This window comes from Raoultibacter timonensis, from assembly GCF_022845715.1.
GTDB classification, from domain to species: domain Bacteria; phylum Actinomycetota; class Coriobacteriia; order Coriobacteriales; family Eggerthellaceae; genus Raoultibacter; species Raoultibacter timonensis.
In genome coordinates, this window is record NZ_AP025564.1 from 396579 (window position 1) to 419516 (window position 22938).

Consider the following 22938-nt stretch of genomic DNA (forward strand, 5'->3'; position numbering starts at 1 on the left):
CGACGCGACGCGAAGCAGGACAGCATGTCAGAGCCAGAAAGCATACAGCAAGAAAAAGAAAAGCAATCGCCCGATCGATTGGGCACGATGAAGATAGGAAAGCTCCTTCTCGAGTTTTCCATACCCGCGATCATTTCGATGATCTTCAACTCGTTGTACAACGTCGTCGACACGGCGTTTCTGGGCCATGCTGTGGGCGATGTGGGCATTGCGGTCACGACGCTCGCTCTTCCCGTCATGACCATCCTCATGGGTTTTTCCATGCTTGCCGGCCAGGGCGGCAATGCCCTGACGGCCATCCAGCTCGGCGAAGGACGCAAGGACCTCGCCGAGAAGACGCTTGGCAACTCGGCGACGCTGCTGATCGGAATCTCCATCCTCGTTGCGCTTGCCGCCGCCTTCTTCATCAATCCTCTTTTGGTGCTGCTCGGCACGCCCGCCGATCTTTTTGCACCTACGCAGGCATTCGTGCAGATCATCTGCTTCGGCTTCATATTCCAATCGCTTGGCATGGGCCTCAACAACTTCCTGCGTACCGCGGGCAAGCCCACGCTTGCGCTCTACACCATGGTGTTCGGCACGACGATGTGCATCGTACTCAACTACGTGTTCGTCATGATGTTCGGCTGGGGCGTCGAGGGCAGTGCGGTTGCGACCATTCTCGGTCAGGCATGCGGCATGGTGCCGGTCGTTTGGTACTTCGTATTCAACAAGAACGCGGCGTTCAAGCTGCGCTTGTCGTGCATGGCACCCGATGTGCGCCTCATGGGAAAGATCCTTTCGCTCGGGCTGGCCTCGTTCGTCATGCAGGTGGCGGCTACAGCGGTTACCGTGGTGCTCAATCAGTTGCTTTCCATCTACGGGGCGCAGGATCCGCTCGGCGCCGAGGGTGCGCTCGCAGCCATCGGTGCAGCGAACAAAGCCATCATGTTCGCCATCATGCCGGTTATCGGCCTGATCATGGGGTCGCAGCCCATCATCGGCTACAACTACGGCGCGCGGCAGTGGCAGCGCGTGCTCGATACGGTGAAGTGGGCGAGCGTGTGGGCGACGGGCATGATGATCTTCTTCTGGGTGCTCGTGCACGTGATACCCGGTCCGATCATCGGCATCTTCGGCATCTCGGGCGATCTCGAGCAGTTCGCCATCACGGTGCTCAAGCTCGATACGCTCGTGCTGCCCATCGTCGGCTTCCAGATCGTCGGTTCGAGCTACTTCCAGTCGAGCGGCCAGCCGCTCAAGTCCGCCATCTTGGAGATGACCCGTCAGGTGATCTACCTGATCCCGCTCTACATCATCTTCCCGATGGTGCTGCCGGTCTTTGGCGTGTCGTCGCTGGTTTCGATCGTGCTCGCCGTGCCGACGGCGGATACCCTCGCTTTCGTGACCACCGTGTTCTTCGTGGTCCGAGAGGTGAAGAAGCTCAGGCGGTTGCGCGACGATGCCGACGATGCGGTGCGAACGGTAGCTGCGCGTCTGTAGGGGATGCGCAGCTGCTGCCTGCGAGGGCGTTCGTCTGCGAGGTTGCTTGCTTGCGGGCTCCGTTCGCTCTGCTTGCGCATGGCGTCTGACGGTGATTCGGGGCTTTGGGGCTTCGGACGGGTATGGGCGGGCATGGGGCTGCTGATTCAGCGCCGGGCATGGCTATATTGGCTCAAAATGACGGGTTGGCGAATACATGTAAGGTATTGAGTAAATGCCATCAGGGGTTTTGGGATCGGTAATCCCGCAATAACCCAAAATCCAAGCCCATGCATTCGCCAACCCGTCATTTTGAGCCAGATCCGAGGGCTCCGTTGCGTACCGTATTGTGCGGCCTGCACGCCTTTACGCGAAGACCGCACAATGTTTTAGGATCGAATCGTTTCCGATGCGGCTTCGATCGGTGGAAGACCTTCGCATTCGGGTTGCCGCCACCTGCGCACGATGTGCGGCGAAGAGCGTTTCACAAGCGCTTCTACCCTTAATTTTTCTTAATTGGGTTTCAGCAATCTTAAACCCGAATCGGATTGAAATCCCTAGTAATAACTCCATAATAATTTTTGCAAACGGACTCGGCGACCCGCTGAGCGGCTCGCCGATCCGCACAAGACGAGAGAGACGAAGTACGAGGGAGAGGAATTATGGGGAAGATTCTCGATTCCACCATCGGCAGCGATATCAGCCGAAGGAAGTTCCTGGCGCTATCCGCAGGAGCCGCAGCGCTCGCTGGAGCCGGTATGGCCGGTTGCAGCCCGAAGAAGGAAAGCGCTTCGACGGTTACCGAGCACACCGAGCCGATCGATGCCGAAGAAGGCGCTACCTGGGTTACCGCCGCTTGCTGGCACAATTGCGGTGGACGGTGCCTGAACAAGGCACTGGTGAAAGACGGCGTGGTGCTGCGCCAAAAGACCGACGACACGCATGAAGACAGCCCCGACTATCCGCAGCAGCGTGCGTGTCAGCGCGGCCGTTCACAACGTATGCAGGTGTTCGGTGCCGACCGCTTGAAGTACCCCATGAAGCGCAAGAACTGGAGTCCCGAAGAGCCGCACGGCGAGCTTCGCGGCGAAGACGAGTGGGAGCGCATCAGCTGGGACGAGGCTTACGAGCTGGTTGCGACGGAGATCAAGAAGATCTACGACGAGTACGGTCCTGAGTCGGTGTTCGTCCTGGGCGGCTCTGAGCTGCCTCGCGTATTCCAGCTGATGGGCGGCTATACGCCCCGTTGGGGCCAGGTGTCGTGGGGCGCATGGCCCGACGCTTATGCGATGATCATGGGCAGCCCCGGCTATTCTTCCGACGCCCCCGATCGTTTGACGCTGCGCAAGCAGAAGCTTGTTATCCTGTGGGGCGCCAACCCCGCCAACTCGAGCGCGGGCAATCCTACCTACAACTATCTGCAGGCCAAGAAGGCGGGTACGAAGTTCGTCGTCATCGACCCGCGCTACAACGAGACCGCCGAAGCGCTCGACGCGCAGTGGATCCCGATTCGCCCCTCTACCGATACGGCCATGATCCTCGGTATGATCAACCACATCATCTCGCAGGGCCTTCACGACAAGGAGTACTTGGACAAGTACTGCGTCGGATTCGATAGCGAGCACATGCCCTCGGGCGAGTATCCCGAGTATACCTACAAGCCGCTCGAGCGCAACGAGTTCGTGTTCGCTTCCGAGCCCGCTGATCCTTCCCAGAACTTCTACGATTACGTGATGGGCGAGGGCGCGTTCGCCTCCGAAGGCGCTAAGACGCCCGAGTGGGCTTCTGAAATCTGCGGTGTCGACGCTGAGACGATCAAGCAGTTGGCTGAGGAGTACGCCACTACCAAACCAGCCACTATCTTTGCAGGCGGCGCTCCGGCCCGCATCAACGAGGGCGAGTGCCTGCCGCACGCGATGCTCACGCTCGGTATGGTGTGCGGCCAGATCGGACGCGACGGTGCTTCGGTTAGCGGCACGATGCACAACTCCGCCTCGAACGGCGGCGGCGCGCTCGTATCGCCGGGCGGTGCAGGCGTCAAAGTCGAGCTTCCTGCCAACCCGTTCCCGCAGAAGCAGTACGCTCTGAACAACGGTGAAATGTGGAACGCGATCCTCAACGGATCCCATACCATGTACAAGGGCGAGACGCGCGACGTCAACATCCAGATGATCTATCAGGGTATGGGCGGTGCGCTCAACCAGCGCCAGGCCATGACGCAGGGCATCGAGGCCCATAAGAAGGTCGAGTTCGTGCTCACGATGAACTACGTGCTGAATACGAGTGCGAAGTACTCTGACGTCGTTTTGCCGGTCACCACCGAGTGGGAGCGTCCGGGCACGCTTTTGACGGGCAACCGCGAGATCCTCATCTACGGTCAGCACATCACCGATCCCTTGTACGAGGCGAAGAGCGACCAAGAGATTGCCATCGGGATCGCCGAGAAGCTCGGTTTCAAGGCTGAAGAAGTGTACGACATCGACGAGACCCAGCAGCTGTTCAACAAGCTTGCCGGCTGCACGGTGCTCGGATCCGATGGCGCGACGAAAGAGCCGCTGCTCACCATCACCCAGGACGACATCAAGGAGATGGGCGTCACCGGCGAGCCGCAAGAGGGCAAGATCACGCTCGCGGAATTCAAGGACAAAGGCATCTACCAGGTTGAGCGCACCGAAGGCGATGCGTACACGAACCTTCCCTTCGCGAAGTTCATCGAAGATCCCGAGGCCAACCCGGTTGCCACCGCAAGCGGCAAGTTCGAGATCTGCTGCCAATCGCTTGCGGGCTACATCGATCATGTCGGTTTCAGCGAGAAGGACCCGCTGCCCAAGTACGTCCGTATCACCGAGGGCTACGAAGACGGCGTCGAGAACGATCGTCCCTTCCAGCTGCTCACCCAGCACTACCAGCGCCGCTCGCATCATGTGTTCGACAACGTGAACTGGTTGCGCGAGGCGTGGCCGCAGGAGCTTTGGATCAACGCATCCGATGCGGCGGAGCTCGGCATCGAAAACGACGATCCCGTACGGCTTTCGAGCCCCTACGGTTCAGTGGTGCGCCCGGCGTTCGTAACCCAGCGCATCATGCCGAAGACGATCGGTTTGGGCGAGGGCGCGTGGGCCGAGCTCAATGCTGACGGCGACGATATAGCGGGTGCGACGAACACGCTCTCTTCGCCGATTCCGACCGGCCAGGGACATACCGGGTTCAACTCGAACAACTGCATCATCGAAAAGTATTCCGGCGAACTTGACCCCGACTGCGAATGGCCGCAGCGAGTCATATTCGAATAGCCACAGGGAGGATGGTTTAAGTCATGGGACAAATGGGATTCTATTTCGATCAGACTGCCTGCATTGGCTGCAAGACGTGTCAGATCGCGTGCAGGGATAAGAACGCCCTGTACAAAACCGGTGAGATTTTCCGCAACGTCGACACGACCGAAGTGGGCGAGTTTCCGTCGGTCCGGTATTACAGCACGTCGATTTCGTGCAACCATTGCGCATCGCCGGCCTGCGTCGCCAATTGCCCGTCGGGCGCGATGTACAAAGACGAGGAAACCGGCGTTGTGCTGCACGATGACGATATGTGCATCGGTTGCGAGACGTGCGTAAGCGCATGCCCGTACAGCGAGCCGGTGTATATGGAGGACGAGGGGATCGTGCGCAAGTGCGATTCGTGCTACCTCCTGCGCGAGAAGGGCGAAAGCCCCGCATGCGTGGCGGCATGCCCGATGCGCGCCCTCGATTTCGGCGATCTTGAGGAACTAAAGGTGAAATACGGGAGCGATCTGGTGTCCGATATCAACGGTCTGCCCGATTCTTCGCAGACCACGCCGAGCCTGCTGATCAGCGCACGCGACGCAGCGCTCGCGTAGCCGACGATTTTGCAGCCCCCTGGCCCATCCGTGCTGTATCATGGCATGGGGCTGGGGGGCTTTGCTGCATTGATGCCGAGGGATGCGGGCGGTTTACAACCGCGGTATTCTCGTCATGATACGATTCTTATGGGGTGAAAGACGATGGATGACATCATAGTAAAAACGGCGCTTGTCGCCCGTACCTATCTCTATCGCGTGTTCCAGGCGGTCTTTGGCGACGATCCGACCGAAGAGGTGCTCGCCGCGCTGTTCTCCGATACGACCGACCAGGCGGTCGAATGCTTCGAAGCGGTCGATTCGATCGATTTCGCCAAGGCCCTCGCCCTGTTTGCTGCTTGCCGAAAGGGCTATGCCGAGGATCCCGCCGGGTATCTGGAAGAAGCAAAACAGGACTACATGCACGTGCTCGTAGGCCCCGAGGACCTTAAAGCGCCGCCGTGGGAGTGCGTGTATCTGACAAACGAACGGGTGCTTTTCCAGGAGGCCACGCTCAAGGTGCGCGAGGCGTATCGGAGCGAGAACATGCTGCCTTCGCAGTATCCGCGCGTGTCCGACGATCACCTTGCCATCGAGCTCGATTTCATGGTGAAGCTGAGCGAGAAAACCCAAAAGGCGTTCGACGAGGGGGATGCGAACGAATATCGGCGCCTGCTTTCGGTGCAGCGTTCGTTTCTGATCGATCATCCGCTTGCTTGGGTTGCAAACTATGTATCGGATCTGTCCGACGCTGCGCCGGGATCGTTGTACGAAGGCGTCGGCGCCCTGTGCTCGGCGTTTCTTCCCATCGATGTCGACGTGATCGGCGAATTGCTGGAAGAAGGCGAAAGAAGCTAGGTTGGAGCGCGTCCGCTTGAAACGAGCGGACGCGTCTGCGTTGCGAGCACGCGTTCGCGCGGAAGGTGGTGTACGATGCATGCGATTCTGGCGAAAAAGATGAAGCTTCGAGGCAAGACGACGATCATCCTGATCGTCCTGCTGGTCGTGGCGGTTGCCTTGAACGTCGTATGGAGCGATTACACCCAGCGCGAACAGGCCGAAGCCGAAATGCTCGAAAAAGCGCGCATACTTACCTACGAGATGGACGCCGTGTGGGAGTTCATGGACATGAACCAGGCGCGCATCGACACCGATTCGGACGGAACCTACAACTTCAAGGGGCTCTACTGCGCCATCGCCGGCAAGAGCATCGCCAAGATCCTTGAACGCGATACCAACTACATTATCCAGTACACCAATCTTGAACCGCGCAAGAAAGCCTCGATGTCCGACGAGTACGAATCTGATGCCATCAGGATGTTCAAGGAAGGCACGGCGAACGAAAAATACGGCATCGAGACCTATGAAGATCAAGAGGTGTTCCGCTACGTTTCGCCGATCTACCTCAAGGAATCGTGCCTCGATTGCCATGGCGATCCGAAAGGCGAACTCGATGCCACGGGATATCCCAAGGAGGGCATGGAGGTGGGCGACCTTATCGGCGTGACGAGCATCATCATGCCCATCGACATCTACATGTCGGGTATTCAGGATAACGTGACGCGCCAAATCGGATACTTCTCGTTTATCGTGATCATGGTCATCCTCATCCTCTATTTTGCGATTACCCGCATGATCACGCATCCCTTAACCGAAGTTGAAAGCGCTGTCGACCAGATCGAGGGCGGCAACTTCGAAGTCGATCTCGACGGCATCAAGGGAAACGGGGAGATCAAAGATCTTGCCATCAAGTTCGATTCCATGGCAAAGCAACTGCGCACCCTGTACAACAATCTCGAAGGTCAGGTGGAGATGCGAACCGCCCAGCTTGAATCGGCGAACGAGATGCTCGAAGAGCAGCGGAGTCAGCTCGCCCAGGTCAATGAAGAGCTGCAGGCGGAAAACCAGTACAAATCGGACTTCCTGGCCATTATGAGCCATGAACTGCGCACCCCGCTCACTTCGATCATCGCCTTTACCGAGATATGGCAGAATGCGAACACCGAGCGCAGCGAAGACGAAACCGCCGCCGTCAAAGAGGTGAAGGAGAACGGGCAGCTGCTCTTGCAGATGGTGAACAACATACTCGAGATGGCGCGGGTCGAAGCGGGACGAACCGATCTCATCATGGAGCCGTTCGATATGATGGACCTTATCGGACTCGTCGAGCGCAGCATAGGATTTTTGGCCGATCAGCGCCACATCGCGCTCACCACGCTCGTGCATCCGGATGTGCCCATCATCACTGCCGATTGGGAGAAGATCCGGCGCATCGTCGAGAACCTCACGTCGAATGCGATAAAGTTCACGCGGAAGGGCGGCAGCGTGCATATCGAGGTCAGCTACGACGAGCGGAACGAGCGGCTTGCCATCGCTGTCACCGATACCGGCATCGGCATCAAGGAAGAGGACCTGCCGCTCATTTTCGAGCGTTTCACGCAGAGCGATAAATCGTCGTATCGACGCTACGGCGGCAGCGGTCTCGGTTTGGCGGTGGTGAAGGAGCTTGTCGAGATGCACGAGGGCAGCATCGAGGTGGAGAGCACCTACAAGCAGGGAAGCACGTTTACCGTTTTCATTCCGACGGGAAACAAGGGTGAGGAAGGATAGGCTGTGGCGAAAATACTGCTCGCAGACGACGAACCGAGCATGCGAAACCTCATACGGCGCATCGTGGTCGGCGGCGGCCACGAGTTCTGCTGCGCCGCCGACGGAAAAGAAGCGATCGAGGTGTACGGGAGGGAGCAGCCTGATCTGCTCATACTCGATGTCATGATGCCAAAGCTCGATGGGTTCCAGGTTTGCCAGGAGCTGCGCGCATCCGGAGCGATCGTGCCGATCGTGTTCCTCACGGCGAAAGGGGATATCACCGACAAGGGTACGGGCTTCAACGTTGGGGGAGACGACTACCTTGTGAAGCCGTTCGACCCCGACGAGCTGCTCTTGAGGATCGATGCCCACCTCAAGCGCAACGAGCGCATCATGCCGAAGCAGCAGGACGATTGCGTCATGCTCGGTGGTTTGGAATTCGATACCAAGCGCTACCGTGTAACCACGGGGGATAAGCGCATCGATTTCACGCCCAAGGAGTTTCAGATACTCTTTCTTTTAGCGAGCCATCCCGGCGAGGTGTTCACGCGCGAACAGCTCATCGAGGCGGTATGGGGCGAGGAGTTCGTGGGCGAGACGTCGAGTCTGCCGGTGTTCATCCGCAAGATCAGGGAGAAGATCGAAAAGGACCCGTCGCATCCCGAATACCTGCAGACGGCGTGGCGCTCAGGATACCGGTTCGGGAGTTGACGATTGATCGGCTTCGTCCGACCGTTCGTCAGCCGCGTGGGTGCGGGCCGAACGATTGGCCGCAGTTCGCGTACCGTTTCGAAGTTTGCGCGGAAGCTTTCCAGTTGATCGGATGGCGAAGCAATACCATTGCGCCGCGCGCATCCTTTTTCGGGAGGATGTTCGCGCGGCGCAGAGCTTGACGTCCTAGCGTTCCGTAATCGGATCGATGGGCGGGATATCCCAGTTATCGCCTGCAAGGCGGGGCTCCATATGATCCTCGTCGCCCGCGGCCTTGAGACGGGCGAAGTAGTCCCGCGTCTCCTTCACCACGACGCCCGACAGCGCGATGAGCGCGATCATGTTCGGGATGGCCATGAGGCCGTTGAAGATGTCGGCGATGGTCCATACGGCGGCTACCGTCATGTAGGGGCCGATGAACACGGCGGCAATGTAGAGCCAGCGGTACACCTTGACCGATTTCATGTTGCCGTTGCTGAAATACTCGAGGCAGCGCTCACCGTAATAGTCCCATCCGAGGATGGTGGTGAAGCCGAACAGCACGAGGCACGCCATGAGAACGAACGAAACCACATCGCCGGGGATGAACGGAAGGCCCGCCTGGAACGCCGCGGTGGTGACAGCGGCGCCTTCGAGGCCCGGAATCTGGTAGGCACCCGTCATGACGAGGGCGAGGCCCGTCATCGAGCAGACGACGATCGTGTCGAGAAACGTGCCGGTCATGGAGACGAGGCCCTGGCGCACCGGCTCCTTGGTCTGGGCGGCAGCCGCGGCGATCGGGGCTGAGCCGAGACCCGCTTCGTTCGAGAAGATGCCGCGAGCGATACCCTTCTGCATGGCGATGATAATGGCGCCGAGCATGCCGCCGGCAACCGCCTGCAAGCCGAAGGCGCTTTCGAAGATGGTGGCGAACGCGCTGGGCAGCTTGTCGAGGTTCGTGAAGATAAGCACGAGCGAGAAACCCACGTAGAGTACGACCATTGCAGGGATCACGCGCTCCGACACCTTGGCGATGCGCTTCAAGCCGCCGATGACGACGAGGCCCACGAGTACCGCGAGCACGAGCGAGCCGATGACGGTTGCGATCGAATAATCCATGCCGAGAATGTTCACCGTGGCCGATTTGTTCGGGTCGAAGAAACCCGTAATTGCTGTTGAAATTGAATTGACCTGAGTAAACGTACCGATTCCGAACAGGCCTACGCACATGCCGAAGAAGGCGAATATCTTGGCGAGCCAACGCCAGTTCTTGCCCATGCCTCGCTCGATGTAGTAGAACGGGCCGCCGAGCACGTGGCCCGTTTTCTTGTCGATGCTGCGGTACTTGACGGCAAGCAGACCTTCTGAAAACTTGGTCGCCATGCCGAACAGCGCTGCCAGCCACATCCAGAACATAGCGCCGGGCCCACCTGCTACGATAGCCGTGGCAACGCCGACGATGTTGCCGGTTCCGATGGTGGCTGAAAGCGCGGTGCACAGCGCGCCGAAGCTCGAAACTTCGCCTTCGCCGCCCGTTTCGTTTTTGAACATGTAGCGCAGCGCACGGGGGAGTTGACGAAACTGGACGCCGCGCAAGCGCACCGTCAGGAGGATACCGCCGAACAGGATGAGCACCATGAGCGGTATGCCCCAAATAAAGTCGTCGATAGCGACGAGCGCCGAATTGATCGCGTCGAAAAAGCCTTCCACTGTTTTCCTTCCATCGTAGAGCAACGTTGCAACACTTCTGCGAAGCCCGTAGAAGCGAATCGAGGCGATCTGGAAGAGAGAAGACGAGCGTATGCTCGCGCAGAATGCGGACGCATACGTCAAGCTGAAAGCTTTGCTCTGTCCTTTGGCCTGAGAGTTTCGGCGTTTCCGCCTTGCCCCTTCGGCATCCGGTCTGGTGACCGGAATTCTCCAGAGGCCCCTTCTCGTCCTGTCTCGTATCGATTCAGGACGCATCAACGGGGTGACGCTATGTAGTTGTGCAGGCGAATTGTAGCAGCTAAATGCTTAGTTGTGAACTGGTTATTTCCCTTTTTACAGCTTGAAGGAGCTTGTTTGCCCCGCTTCGGAGCGCCCATGGCGTCTCCGGAGCGGGGCATCGGCAGTCTTCGGCCGAACGGTGACCGCCACTGCCTGCTGGGCTTTTCGGCGTCGGTTTAGTGCCGAGAAGTCTTGCTGTCGATGTAGACGGAGGCATTTGCCTTGAGGCGATCGAGCACGTCGAGAAACGTATCGATTTCTTCTTGGCTGATGTTGTCGATAAGCCGGTCCGCTGCATCTTCTGCAACCGATTCTACCTGTTTGAGCAGGGTGCGCGCCTGGTCGGTCAGCGTGATTACGTGAGCCCGGCGATCGTGTTCGTCGCGGGAGCGGACGACGAGCCCCTTGCGTTCGAGCGTATCGAGATAGCGGGTGATGGTGGCCTGTTCTTTGCGCGTTCGTTCGGCGAGCGCTTTCTGGGAAAGGGCGCCTGCCCGATCGAGCTGATTGAGCAGGTTCCATTGCCCGGGCGTAAGATCATGCGGCTTGAGGGCGACCTCAAGCGTGCGATGCATCAAGCGTTGGGCATCGTAGACTTTATATCCGATGAATTGGTTGTGCTTGCCGACCATCATGACCTTTTTCACGCGAGCCGCTCGGCGGCGATAAGGTTATTTCCTCGGCAACGGTTTCGGTTAAGCCAAAACGATTGCCGAGGAAATACGTATCTATCTAAGTAATCACAATCGAACTTGCGCCGTCAAGCGATGAGGGTTTATATCGTCCAAAACTCCACGCAGACGGCAGCGCCGCTCGCAAATTGTCGAGTCTGGTTTACCATATACGGCAGACTAGATTTTCGCGTACGGAAACAGGGCGGCACAGCGCGTCGCTGCCGCCATCCGTATGCGGCAAGGCGGATATCCAGGGGGCTGCAATGGATCTGAAGACGTATCAAAAAGCGTTCGACGAGGTTGCTTCAGACTACGAGCAAACCGTTTCATCGTTCGGGCTGCCGTTCGAGCGCGAGGAATCGCAACCCCGAAGCAGGCGATTCGAAAATTCTGCGTGGGCATGTGAAAACTGCGGGAAAAGCCTGGTCGGCGGAAACGGCTGGATGTCTCCCGGGTGCATTGCTTGTCGAACAGGCGAGAAAACGGTGACGTTCTTTATTTCGCTTACCTGTCCGAAAAACTGCTATTTCTGCTTCAATCCCAACCAGGAAGACTACGAGCGGTATTGCCGAGAAGATCGAGACGCCCTTGGCGAGTTGGAGCAGGCTCATGCTGCGGGAGCTCGGCTCGATTGCATTGCGTTGACCGGGGGCGAGCCGATGCTCCGGTTCGAAAAGACCCTCGAATTCTTAAAGCGCGCTCGCGAGCTGTACCCCCAGGCCCATTTGAGGCTCTACACGAGCGGATACCGGCTCGATGAGGACGCGATGGATGCGTTGCGCGAAAGCGGGCTCGACGAGATCAGGTTCAGCATCAAGCTCGAGGATGGCGATGACGAGCGCCGAGTGGTCGAAGAGCGCATTCGTGAAGCGGTCGATCGCATCCCAGCGGTTATGGTGGAGATGCCGGTGATCCCTGGAACGATCGACGACATGAAAGACCTGCTCATGAAGCTGTCGGCATGGGGTGCTCGGGGGATAAACCTGCTTGAGTTCTGCTTCCCCCTCAGCAACTCCGAGGCATTCGCAGCGCGCGGGTTCTCGCTGCGCAAGCAGCCGTTCGACGTGCTGTATGACTACTGGTACGCAGGCGGCATTCCCGTGGCGGGCAGTGAATCCGAGGCGTTGGAGCTTCTGCGGTTTGCCCATGAGAACGATCTCGACCTCGGGGTGCACTATTGTTCGTCGGACAACAAGAATACCGGCCAGCTCAATCAGCAGAATCACATGCTCGGCCGATTGCAGCAGGCGACGGGTTCCTACCAGGAGTACCGCTTCGACAAGCGCTCCTACTTTATCGTGTGCGCTAAGGCGTTCGGCCCGTCTGTCGATGACGTGCGGCGCTCCCTTGAAGGCATGCTGCCCGATTCCCGTGGGTCGGTCTCGTTCGATGATGGGGTGCTCTCGTTTCCGGATACGCGCATCGACGACGTTTTGTCGATGGTGCCCGATGCCGAGATAGGCATCAGCCTCAATGTGATCGAGCTGGCCGATGAGGGACCGCGGTTGCGCGAAGTGGGCCTCGAAGTCGTCCAGCGATAGAACCGAACAAAGCGTCGATGCTGCGCGGCCCTCTTGGATGGAACGTCGGGGGTACGCAATGTCCTGGCCGTCCAAAGCCAGAGTTGCAGCCAGGGATGCGATGGGCGCGAGTGTGCTGAGCGAACGGAGTGACGCACGATCCGGCGGGGTGTCGTTTTATTGATAATGCGTTTTTGCGCGAAAACGGTCGCTTGATGGCGGCGAACCGTCGTTTTGCGAAACTCGAACCCGTCCTCAACGCCTACATCGCTCAGTTTGGAAAACGTGACCTGGGGTTTTCCCGAAACCTCCGCTAGCAGCAAGTTTGTCGGTCGTCTTGTTTTTCGCAAAACGACGGTTCGCCGCCATTTCACATGGCATTTCGATAAAAACCTAATGGTTGATTGCTCGATCCGGCTTCGCGGCAATCCTGAATACTCGGCGAACCGGCAAACCCGGCAAACCCGGCGAACCGGCAAACCTGCGAGCAGGCAAACCCGCAAGCTCCGCGACCGATGGAAACCTGCAAGCCCCATTGCCCATGCAAACGCGATAGATCCGATGCCCATCGCGCGTGCGAGGCGGCTTTTCGGCAGTGCGGGCAGAGGTTCGGCTGCAACCTTACGAGATTGTATTCAAAACCTTACATGTTTTACCCCGAGACCTTACGGAGATTGCCCTCAAATCATACGTTACAATTTGCATATAACCAGATGAAAAGCGCTTTTTATCCTATCCTAGACCGCCATTCCATGATAGCCTTGCCGTATGACGATCATTCTCTGCGACATATCGGCTTTGGAATTCTGGCGTTTCGATCGTGCCGCCAAGCATCGGCGATGCGCGTACGGCGGTGCGCTGCGGAAAAACTCTGCATCGTTCATCAAACCAGACAAAAAACAACTCGAGTCGCTTCGCGCAAACGGGTTCTCGTTTCTTTCGGAACCGATTCACGTACTCGTTCCCGATGCCAGTTTACGACCCAAGGACGCCCGAATCCGTTGCCATGTGAGACCCAAACAGCTTCCGCGCGATTCTTTCATGCGGATTAGCGAAGACGTTTTCGTGTGCCGCGCAGAGTTGGGCTTTATCCAAAGAGCGTCGGGGCAATCGCTTGCCCGACAGGTGCTCGATGGGTTGGAGTTATGCGGAACCTACCGTCGGCCGGTAGGCGGTCGTCCTACCGTGTACCAGGTGAAACCGGTAACGAGCTTCGCCGAACTCGCTTCGTATGCGGCAAAAGCCGGCGGTATACACGGTGCCGTTCTCGCACGTCAAGCTCTCCGCTATTGCATGGACGGCTCGGAATCGCCGATGGAATCGATCCTCGTCGTCCTTTTCTGCTTTCCCGTGCGCCTTGGCGGCTACGGCTTTCCGTTGCCTGTGCTTAATTTCAGGATGGACGCGACCGATCTTGCGAAGAACGCAACGGGAAAGAGTGGATTCCGGTGCGATTTGTTCTGGCCCGATGCCAAGCTTGTTGTCGAATACGACGGTCGGGAGCACCATGGCGAGCTTGATCGCAGGTCGAGTGATGGGTCGCGGCATGCGGCGCTTGTCGGCATGGGGTTCGAAGTCGTGAGGATCACAAGCGAGAACGTGAGAAACGACAAGGAGTTCGATGCTATTGCCCGGTCGATAGCCAAAAGGCTCAATCTGAGAATGCGCCCGACGAAACGGGACTGGTCTGCGAAGAGGGATCAGCTCCGCAGCGACATTCTTCCCTGGCCGATTCCCTTGTCGTAGTGCCGTTAGGGCTTGGTCGAAAAGCGTCATTGGCATCCCGGGCTACAGCTGCATTTTACGAGCTTTTGCATCGAAGGCCGCCGACCGAGTGGGCTATAAACATGCTCGATCCAAACGTATTATCTGCAAATTAGAATAAAGTAAGTTATTGCGCTAATAGTTTCACTTAATATAATTAGCACAACAAGTATATGTCCACTAAGCATCGGCCGGGCGGTGGACATGCTTGCACAAGGTAGGAGGAAAAAGGAGGAGAGATGTCACTGAAGATGAGTCGCCGCGGCTTCTTGAAAGCCTCGGCGGTGGCCAGTGCTTCGACGTTGTTGCTCGGATCCGCATCCGCAGCAGCGTTCGCCGAAGACGAGGGAGCCGCCAACACCTCTGCCGATGATGTCCAGAAGATCCCGAGCGCGTGCCGCCAGTGCTACGGCCGCTGTGCGCTGTTCGGGCATGTGAAGGACGGACGCTTGGTCAAGATCGAGGGCAACCCCGATCTGTTCTCGGAGGGAACGCTGTGCTCGCGCGCGTTCGCCATTCCCCAGGAGATATACAACCCCTTGCGCGTGCGCTACCCGCAAAAGCGCGTCGGTGAAAAGGGATCGGGGCAGTGGAAGCGCATCACGTGGGAAGAGGCCTACGAAGAGGCAGCCGAGCAGTTCACGAGGATCGGCGAAGAGCATGGTTGGCACACGATTGCCCACCAGTACGGCACGGGCCGCGACATGCTGCAGTTCCAGGCCATCAACAAGCTGTGGCTCGAACTCGGCTCGACGGCGACGTTCGGCGTGGGGAACCTCTGCTGGGTCGGCTCGTACTTCACGAGTCAGCGCCTGTACGGCGATGAGACGCAATACACCGGATGGGACGGCAACAATACCGATTGCATCCTCATCTGGTGCCGCCAGGAGCGCAGCCGCGGCTACTACGACTGGCTCACCGTCAAGCGTGCGCAGGAGCGCGGCGCGAAGGTGATCTGCGTCGATCCGCGGTTCACGTGCACGGCCTCCAAGGCCGACCTGTGGCTGCCCATCCGTCCGGGTTCGGATATGGCGCTCGTGCTCGCCTTCATCAACGAGATCATCCATTCGGACAAGTGCGCCGAAGACTTCGCGCGCTTCTACACCAATGCCCCGTTCTTCATCGACGAGGAGAACACAGGCTACCAGCTGCGCCAGTCGATGCTTGAAGAGGGCGGCTCCGACGAGCTGTATCCCGCATGGGACGAAGTCCACGACCAGCTGATCTACTGGTCGGGTGATTGGCAGAACAAGCAGGAGCTCGGCGGGCCGAAGGCCTTCCAATGGCTCGACGCCGAGGGCAACATCGTGGCAGACGCCAAGCCGGCGCTTTCGGGCAGCCGCGAGATCAACGGTAAAACCTACCGGACCTCGTGGGACATCCTCGTGGAGCATGTGACGCCGTGGACGATCGAGCGCGCCGCCGAGTTCTGCGAGCTTCCCGAGGACAAGATCCGCGAAGCCATCCAGATATACATCGACGCAAGCCCCGCCGCGTGCTTCTGTCGCGGCCAGAAGGTCGAGTTCTCCATCAACACGTCGGGTATCTCGCAGGCGTTCACCATCATGATGGCGCTCGCGGGCAACTTCGACACGAAGGGCGGCCAGAACATCGGCCGCGAACCCGCCACCGGCTACGACTCGTTCATGTTCGACGTCGTGCCCAACCAGCAGGGCCGTATGGGTAAGCGCCGCCTTGAGACCGCGAAGAACATCAAGAAACTCTCGGTTTGTCAGAACACGGGCTACCAGCAGATCCTCGTAGCCGACGATGCGACCGGCGAGCTCCAGGAGACCACGCAGAATTCAGGCGGCCAGGTCATCTACGGTCAGCAGGGCGGCTTCGGCGCGGCGACCACGAAGGCCATGGCGCAGGGCGACCCGTTCCAGATCTACGGCTACTGGCAGCAGACGAGCGAGCCGATCCTGTCCATCGAGGGCGGCCACGAGATTGTCGAGGGTTTCAAGAACCTCGATTTCTTCGTGAACGTCGACATCTACATGACACCTTCGGGCGAGCTCGCCGATATCATCTTGCCCGCAGCTCACCCCAACGAGGTCGACCGTGTCGAATGGGCCCACTCGGGCCACGGCTATCCGACGAGCCACACCTACCTCATCCGCCAGCCCTTCCACGCGCCGCTCGGTGAGGCGAAGGACGACATGGACATCTGCTTCGAGTTCGCGAAGTATATGGACGTCGACATGTTCTGGAAGGACAAGTACGAGTTCTTCGACTACATGGTGAAGGGCCCCGAGACGCTGCCCGCCGAGCTTTCGTGCGCGAGCTTCGAGGATTTCCGCGAGCGCATCAGCGTGACCGGCGTGCAGATGAGCGATGTGCGCGGCGCTCCGAAGTACGAGACGGGCTTCATGCGCAAGACGAGCGATTTCCGCCCCGGCTTCAACACGATGTTCCGCGGCAACAAGATGGGGTCGGTATACCGCTTCCCCGGCACGACGCTGCCCGACGGCACGCAGATTCCCGCGCATCCGCAATCGGACAACGGCAAGATGGAAATGTGGTCGGAGGACCTCCTGCTCTACGGCAACGGTCCGCTTCCGCTGTACATCGAGCCGCCGATCACGCCCCTTGCGCGCCCTGACCTCTTGGACGAGTATCCCTACACGCTCATCACGGGTGGCCGCTCCCATGCGTTCTTCCACACCGAGTACCGCAACAGTCCGTGGATGCGCGAGGTGCATATGTTCCCGACGGTGGACATCAATCCCGCAACCGCCGCCGAGCATGGCATCGATCAGGACGACTGGGTGTGGATCGAGACCTACGTCGACCGCATTCGCCAGCGCGCGAACCTCACCGAAGCCATCAAGCCGGGCATGATCCACGTCGAGCACGACTGGTGGTTCCCCGAGCGCGAGGCAACGGACGATCTGCACGGTGCGTTCGACTCGAACTGCAACGTGCTCTTCGAGAACAACGGCCCCTACGACCCTGCGGTCGGCACCGACAATTACGGCGGTTTGTGCAAGATATACAAGGCCGAAGAAGGTGCACCGGACAACATCTGTATGAACGAGGAAGACCTGCGTATATTCCTGCCGCTTTCGGCTGAGACCATCGCATCCGATGGACAGGACGACGGCGTCAGCCAAGTAACGGTGAGGGAAGGGGTGCAGTCATGACTCGCAACATCATCTCAGTCGATCTCGACAGCTGCATCGGATGCCATTCGTGCGCCGTCGTGTGCAAGCAGGAAAACGGCGTGGGTCTCGGCACCTACTACAACAAAGTGCTCACCGTGGGCCCCTCGGGCACGTTCCCCGATCTCGAAATGTACTACCTGCCGGTCGCTTGCCAGCACTGCGACAACCCCGAGTGCGTGAGCGTGTGCCCCACGGGTGCGAGCTACAAGCGCGAAGACGGTGTGGTGCTCGTCGACCACAGCAAGTGCATCGGGTGCCAGTACTGCGTCATGGCCTGCCCCTACGGCGTGCGCACCTACGATGAGAGCCGCGATAAGGGCGTTATCGAGAAGTGCACGATGTGCGCGCACCTCATCGACAAGGGCGAGAAACCCGCGTGCGTGAAGCACTGCCCTGGTCAGGCGCGCCTGTTCGGCGACCTCGACGACCCTGAATCGCCGCCCTCGAAGATGCGCGCGACCAAGAAGGTTCACAAGCTCACCGATGTCGGCAACCATCCGGGCGTCGAGTACGGTCTCGACAAATTCACCTGGAAGGGCGGTGAGTAAGCATGGAAGTACAGTGGCCTCTGCTGGTTTTCAGCGTTCTGCTCGGTATCACCTCGGGAAGCTTCATCTTTCTAGCGATCGGTGAGCTGACCGGCAAGTTCAAGGAAGTTCGATTCACGGGGGCGCTCATTGCGCTGGTGTGCCTCGCGATCGGCGGTTGCGTTTCGGTGCTCCACATGGGGCATCCCGAGCGCGCACTGCACCTGCTTGGCAACCTCGGTTCGGGGCTTTCCAAAGAGCTCTTCGCCGTTGCCGTTATGGGCATCGTCGCCATCGTCTACCTTGTGCTTGCGCGTAAGGATTATCCCGGAGCATCGAAGGTGTTCGGCGTTATCGGCGGCGTTGTCGGCATCGTGCTTTCGCCGATTGCGGGCGCGAGCTACCTGATCGCCGCCCGTCCCGCATGGGACAGCATCGCGCTTCCGCTCATGTACCTCGGCGCGGGGCTTGCGCTCGGCTTCACCCTTATGGCAGCGCTCGTGCTGCTCAAGGGCAAGGCTTCCGAAGAGGGCGGGTTCGCGCTCAAGCTTGCCCTTGCCGGTGTAGTCATTATGGCCGTTACCACGGTTGCGTACGTGATCTGGATCGCAATCGCGCCCTATCAGGATCCGTCGCGCTCGATCGAACGGCTGATTTCCGGTGATCTCGCACTTATGTTCTGGGCGGGTGTTGTGGTAGTCGGCATTGTCGTGCCGGTGGCGCTCACCGTGCTTGCCTGCATCAAGGCAACCAAGGGCGAAGGCGGGTCGGGCATTGCCAACCCGAAGAGCTTAAGCACGTATCTGTTCATCTCGTTTGCCTGCACGGCTGTTGGAGCCGTTGTCATCCGTATGATCATGTACGCGGTCGGCACGAGCGTCGAGCAGCTCATCTACAAGTAAACAGCACGGCGGTCTCGCGCATCAGGTGCGGGGCCGCCGCCGGTTAAGGAGCAACCATGGAAGCAACCATGCCCGCCTCTCTCGTGGAAAACCTCAGGGAGTTCGCTGAAAGCCGCGGCAACGTGTACGGGTTTCTGTCGCGCTGCTACGAGGTCGAAATCGACGCTGCATTCGCCGAGCAGGTAGCCGAGCGGTTTTCCTTCTCATCCGACGACCCCCGCCTTGCGGCGTCGCTCGATGCCATGAAGCGCGATCTTGCCGATCAGAGCGAGGAGCATCTCGAGCAGCTTGCTGTTGTGTTCGATCGCGTGTTCTTCGGCATGGGGCCGCGTACCGCCCAGAAGGCCTTTCCGTACGAGTCGGTGTATACGAGCTCCGAGGGTCTTCTGATGCAGGAGGCGTACTCGAAGGCAGTTTCGGCCTATCGGCAGGAGCGGCTGGCCAAGAACCCGTCGTTTCCCGAGCCCGAAGATCATCTGGCCGTGGAGCTTGCCTTCATGCAGAGCCTGTGCGAGCGGACGGCCTCTGCGCTGTCGATGGGCGATGAGAGCGAGGCCGAACGGCTTTTCGCAGAGCAGCGCGCATTCATCGACGAGCACCTGCTCACGTGGATCGAACGGTTTGCGAGCGATGCGAAAGTCTCGGCCGAAAGCGGGTTCTACTGGCATCTCGCTGCGTTCACCGAAGAGTTCCTGAAAGCCGATTCGGAGGCGCTTGCGGAAGTTCTCGGATAAGGGGATAGCGGCGGGCGTTGCCGAGGGCGGCCGGTTGCGGGACGCTTGGCAGGCGAAACAACGCCCGTATGGGAAAGACGAGGATGGCGAAAAGCTATGGCCGACAAAGGCATGACACGGAGGGGATTTCTTGCGGCAGGGTGTGTGAGCGCCGCAATGGTTGGCTTGGGCGGTTTCGGCTTGGCGACACAGCAGGCCGATGCGGCGTATCTCAGGCCACCCGGCATGGCGTCGCAAGCCGATCTGATTGCGCGATGCGATCGCTGCCAGCGATGCTTGCAGGCGTGCCCCTACGACATCATCACGCCGCTTTCGCTGGGCGAGAGCATCGTTGGCTACGGAACGCCCACGCTTGACTTCATGCACGGCTACTGCGATTTTTGCATGCTCTGCACCGAGGCGTGTCCAACCGGGGCACTGCGATTCGGCGCCCCCACGGAGTCGAACATCGGCATTGCCAAGGTTATCAAAGATTCGTGCGTCGCATGGGACTGGACCGGTTGCACGGTCTGCAAGGACGAGTGCCCCGTTGAGGGAGCCATCACGCTCGACGATCACGACCGCCCCGTTGTCCACGGTGACCTATGCGACGGGTGCGGACGCTGCGAGGAGGTGTGCCCCTCGGCCTCGTTGCGCGCCTACGACAACACGGTGGAGGAAAAGGGCATCGTGGTTGTATCGCGCACGAGCGTTGTTGCGCAAAGCGATGGTCCTATCGAAGGAGCTGCGCTGCGCGAGGGACGGTATGCGAAGGGCGGCGAGGACCGATGAAGGTAAATATGAAAAAGCTGCGCATCATTGCCGGGCTGGCCGTTTTGGCCATCGCTCTCATCGGCTTTCACTTCGATACGGCGATCGGAACGCTCTGCGCTCTGTGCCCTGTGGGCTTCCTGCAGATCTCCGTTGCATCGGGGTCGGTTCCCTGGGCGCTCTTGCCCGGCGTGCTCATCGTGCTGCTCATCGTGTTCGCGCTGGGGCGTGCGTTCTGCTCATGGCTGTGCCCCTCGTCCCTTCTGAAGAACGTCTTCGGTGGGCATACGCCGCGCGGGCTGACGGGGCGCACAGGCGAGCGCTGCGAGGTTCCCGAGAAGGGATGCAGATCCGTTGTCGAATCCGGTGAGTCGTATCCGGATGTCACCGACGCCGAGTCTCTCGCACCGGCGGCAACCGAAGAAACCGCGGCATCACGCGCGTCAAGGGCATGCGGTTCCTGTTCGTCGGGAGGCTCGAGCATCGCTTCGCAGGCGCTTGTGCTCGGCGTGCTGCTCATCGCGTCCTTTATCGTCAAGTTCCCGGTGTTCTGCCTTATCTGCCCGATCGGGCTCGTGTTCGGGACGCTCTGGGCGTTCAACCGCGTATTCGTTCTTCTGGAGCCGGGATGGGAGCTCGTGGTGTTCCCGCTGATGCTCGTCGCCGAGCTGTTCCTGTTCAAGCGGTGGTGCTCGGCCATCTGCCCGCTCGGGTTCTTCTTCACCCTCATGGCGAAGGCTCGGACGAAGCTCGGTTTCGGGCTCCGTCCGCAGGCTAACTGCTCGACGTGCATATCGCGCGAGGGCTGCACGACGTGCTCGACCGTGTGCGGCGAGAACATAGACGTTGCGTCGGCCGATCGGCTCGGTCTCGAACCCTGCACGATGTGCCGCGACTGCGTCGAGAACTGCCCGACGAAGTCGATTACGGTGAGCGCGAAGAAGTAGGCTTTCCCGCTCACCGCGGGCCATGAGAAAGCCGCACGATGCTGCAAGCGCCATCGACCCCGATTTCCCGTATGCAAAAATGATCGGGATCCTGTGGAGCCGGAGTGGGGTCTTCGTGAGACGCTATACATATATAGGTGCAGGCACGTACAATAAGCGCAGATCAGGAACCCTACTCAATTTGCACGACAAGAAATTGAACTCCGAACTTTGAAAATCAGTAGTTTTCAGGATAGGCGAAACGGAGCTTTCAGGGCACTATACTCCACGTGCTCGGTCGAGTGCCGAGCGATAAGCAAAAGTGGCGTTACGGAAAACGTCGACGAAGCGAAATCGAATTGCAGCGAATAAGATAAGGCTGCAAGAAACGTTTGGAGGCGCAGCAATGAAAATTCTCGGCATGGGTGTTCCCGAGCTCCTTATTATCCTGGCAGTCGTGTTGCTCATCTTCGGGCCGAAGCATCTCCCCAAGCTCGGCGCTGCAGTTGGGTCGACGGTAAAGAACCTTCGCGAAGGCCTCGGTGGCGACAAGCAGATTGAAGAAGTCGCCGACGAGATCGTCGAGATGGAAGAAGAGGAGCCGGAAGAGGCTCCCGCGAAGAAGACCGTGAAGACCACGACCGCTAAGAAAGTGGCAACGAAGAAAGCAGTCGTTGCCGACTAGTTTATAAACCCTCCTTATGGTTAGTCCCGCACCCTCGCGGGACAATATCAGCCGATGCGCCCGCACTGCATCCCTTCCCTCCCTCAGTGCCGGCGCATCGGTTTCTTTTTTCTACTGATGCAATCTTCTACTGATACAATCAATGCAATCTACGCCGATACTGATATAAGTATGCGGAAAGGATTGCGTATGGCATTGCGTTCGATGGCCGATATTGAAGAAAAGGTAGCCGGTGCAGTGAGTCTGTACAATACCTCGGTTGCCGAAAGCGAACGGATTGCATCGGTCTCCCTCTTTGGCAGCTATGCTAAGCGCATGGCGCATGCCGATTCCGATATCGATCTTTTGGACGATATGTTGCACGATATGTCGCTCGAAGCTTTTCTCGTTGATGATCGAACAGAGCGCGCAGCGGCCATGACGCCAACAACATCGGGGAATTGGCTAAGCGCCTCCTGATGGTTTCTACGCACAACACCCTGACAACGAAGTGAAGTACGCTGCTAAGACTCGCGATGTCTACGCCCATGGGTATTTCACCCTGTCGTTTGAGACGGTGCACAAAACTGATCAGGAAGACCATCCGAGGGTTAAGCTCTGGATCGAAGAGCTTCTTGCTTAACGTGCGAATATGAGGTTTATAAGGCGCAGCGCGCGTCGCGCCGGTACGCCTTCGGTCGCTCGGCAATCATCCCCGGCAGTGC

Annotated in this window: 18 protein-coding genes, 1 pseudogene and 1 riboswitch; of the genes and pseudogenes, 17 read left to right on the plus strand and 2 right to left on the minus strand. The window is 59.0% G+C overall.

Going from position 1 to position 22938, the window contains the following annotated elements; translation table 11 throughout:
• The first annotated feature begins 24 nt into the window (after window positions 1-24).
• The 6 genes from MWL89_RS01610 to MWL89_RS01635 all read left to right on the plus strand — a co-directional run bounded on the left by MWL89_RS01610 (window position 25) and on the right by MWL89_RS01635 (window position 8617).
• The gene (locus MWL89_RS01610) at window positions 25-1482 is read left to right on the plus strand and encodes an MATE family efflux transporter (RefSeq protein ID WP_244411508.1); all 1458 of its coding nucleotides are present in this window, start codon (window positions 25-27) and stop codon (window positions 1480-1482) included.
• Between the two features lie 641 nt (window positions 1483-2123).
• On the plus strand, window positions 2124-4754 hold the full coding sequence (locus MWL89_RS01615) for a molybdopterin-dependent oxidoreductase (protein WP_244411509.1): 2631 nt from the start codon (window positions 2124-2126) through the stop codon (window positions 4752-4754).
• 23 nt (window positions 4755-4777) lie between these two features.
• Window positions 4778-5338: a 4Fe-4S dicluster domain-containing protein gene (locus MWL89_RS01620; protein WP_102379335.1), complete on the plus strand. Its 561-nt coding sequence runs from the start codon at window positions 4778-4780 to the stop codon at window positions 5336-5338.
• A 144-nt stretch (window positions 5339-5482) separates the two neighbouring features.
• Window positions 5483-6175, plus strand: a complete 693-nt coding sequence (locus tag MWL89_RS01625) for a TorD/DmsD family molecular chaperone (protein ID WP_244411510.1) — start codon at window positions 5483-5485, stop codon at window positions 6173-6175.
• Window positions 6176-6250: 75 nt separating this feature from the next.
• The gene (locus MWL89_RS01630) at window positions 6251-7927 is read left to right on the plus strand and encodes an ATP-binding protein (RefSeq protein WP_102379333.1); all 1677 of its coding nucleotides are present in this window, start codon (window positions 6251-6253) and stop codon (window positions 7925-7927) included.
• A 3-nt stretch (window positions 7928-7930) separates the two neighbouring features.
• A complete protein-coding gene (locus MWL89_RS01635) occupies window positions 7931-8617 on the plus strand; it encodes a response regulator transcription factor (RefSeq protein WP_102379332.1) in 687 nt (228 codons plus the stop codon).
• A 186-nt stretch (window positions 8618-8803) separates the two neighbouring features.
• On the opposite strand, the gene MWL89_RS01640 is transcribed toward MWL89_RS01635, so the two are convergent.
• Both MWL89_RS01640 and MWL89_RS01645 read right to left on the minus strand, forming a co-directional pair.
• Window positions 8804-10306: an alanine/glycine:cation symporter family protein gene (locus tag MWL89_RS01640; protein WP_244411511.1), complete on the minus strand. Its 1503-nt coding sequence runs from the start codon at window positions 10304-10306 to the stop codon at window positions 8804-8806.
• Between the two features lie 128 nt (window positions 10307-10434).
• Window positions 10435-10530, minus strand: a riboswitch (glycine riboswitch).
• Between the two features lie 231 nt (window positions 10531-10761).
• Complete coding sequence (locus tag MWL89_RS01645; RefSeq protein WP_244411512.1) at window positions 10762-11232, minus strand: MarR family winged helix-turn-helix transcriptional regulator; 471 nt, start codon at window positions 11230-11232, stop codon at window positions 10762-10764.
• Window positions 11233-11522: 290 nt separating this feature from the next.
• Between MWL89_RS01645 and MWL89_RS01650 the strand changes: the two genes are divergently transcribed.
• The 11 genes and pseudogenes from MWL89_RS01650 to MWL89_RS16370 all read left to right on the plus strand — a co-directional run.
• Window positions 11523-12800: a radical SAM protein gene (locus MWL89_RS01650; protein ID WP_244411513.1), complete on the plus strand. Its 1278-nt coding sequence runs from the start codon at window positions 11523-11525 to the stop codon at window positions 12798-12800.
• Window positions 12801-13820: 1020 nt separating this feature from the next.
• On the plus strand, window positions 13821-14525 hold the full coding sequence (locus tag MWL89_RS01655) for an endonuclease domain-containing protein (protein WP_244411514.1): 705 nt from the start codon (window positions 13821-13823) through the stop codon (window positions 14523-14525).
• Between the two features lie 257 nt (window positions 14526-14782).
• Entirely contained in the window at window positions 14783-17689 is a 2907-nt protein-coding gene (locus tag MWL89_RS01660) for a molybdopterin-containing oxidoreductase family protein (protein ID WP_102379327.1), read from the plus strand.
• Window positions 17686-18258, plus strand: coding sequence for a 4Fe-4S dicluster domain-containing protein (locus MWL89_RS01665; RefSeq protein ID WP_102379326.1), 573 nt, complete (start codon window positions 17686-17688; stop codon window positions 18256-18258). The genes MWL89_RS01660 and MWL89_RS01665 overlap by 4 nt, the downstream gene beginning before the upstream one ends.
• A 2-nt stretch (window positions 18259-18260) precedes the next feature.
• Entirely contained in the window at window positions 18261-19139 is an 879-nt protein-coding gene (locus tag MWL89_RS01670; RefSeq protein WP_244411515.1) for a dimethyl sulfoxide reductase anchor subunit family protein, read from the plus strand.
• Between the two features lie 56 nt (window positions 19140-19195).
• Window positions 19196-19873, plus strand: coding sequence for a TorD/DmsD family molecular chaperone (locus MWL89_RS01675; RefSeq protein ID WP_244411516.1), 678 nt, complete (start codon window positions 19196-19198; stop codon window positions 19871-19873).
• A gap of 96 nt (window positions 19874-19969) precedes the next feature.
• Window positions 19970-20644 carry a 4Fe-4S dicluster domain-containing protein gene (locus MWL89_RS01680; protein ID WP_244411517.1) on the plus strand — a complete coding sequence of 225 codons (675 nt, stop codon included), beginning with the start codon at window positions 19970-19972 and terminating at the stop codon, window positions 20642-20644.
• A gap of 8 nt (window positions 20645-20652) precedes the next feature.
• Window positions 20653-21570, plus strand: coding sequence for a 4Fe-4S binding protein (locus MWL89_RS01685; protein WP_244411518.1), 918 nt, complete (start codon window positions 20653-20655; stop codon window positions 21568-21570).
• A 385-nt stretch (window positions 21571-21955) separates the two neighbouring features.
• Complete coding sequence (locus MWL89_RS01690) at window positions 21956-22234, plus strand: twin-arginine translocase TatA/TatE family subunit (RefSeq protein ID WP_244411519.1); 279 nt, start codon at window positions 21956-21958, stop codon at window positions 22232-22234.
• Between the two features lie 189 nt (window positions 22235-22423).
• On the plus strand, window positions 22424-22693 hold the full coding sequence (locus MWL89_RS01695) for a nucleotidyltransferase domain-containing protein (protein WP_244411520.1): 270 nt from the start codon (window positions 22424-22426) through the stop codon (window positions 22691-22693).
• A 13-nt stretch (window positions 22694-22706) separates the two neighbouring features.
• A pseudogene (locus MWL89_RS16370) lies at window positions 22707-22856 on the plus strand (HepT-like ribonuclease domain-containing protein); the annotation flags it as partial.
• Between the last annotated feature and the right edge of the window lie 82 nt (window positions 22857-22938).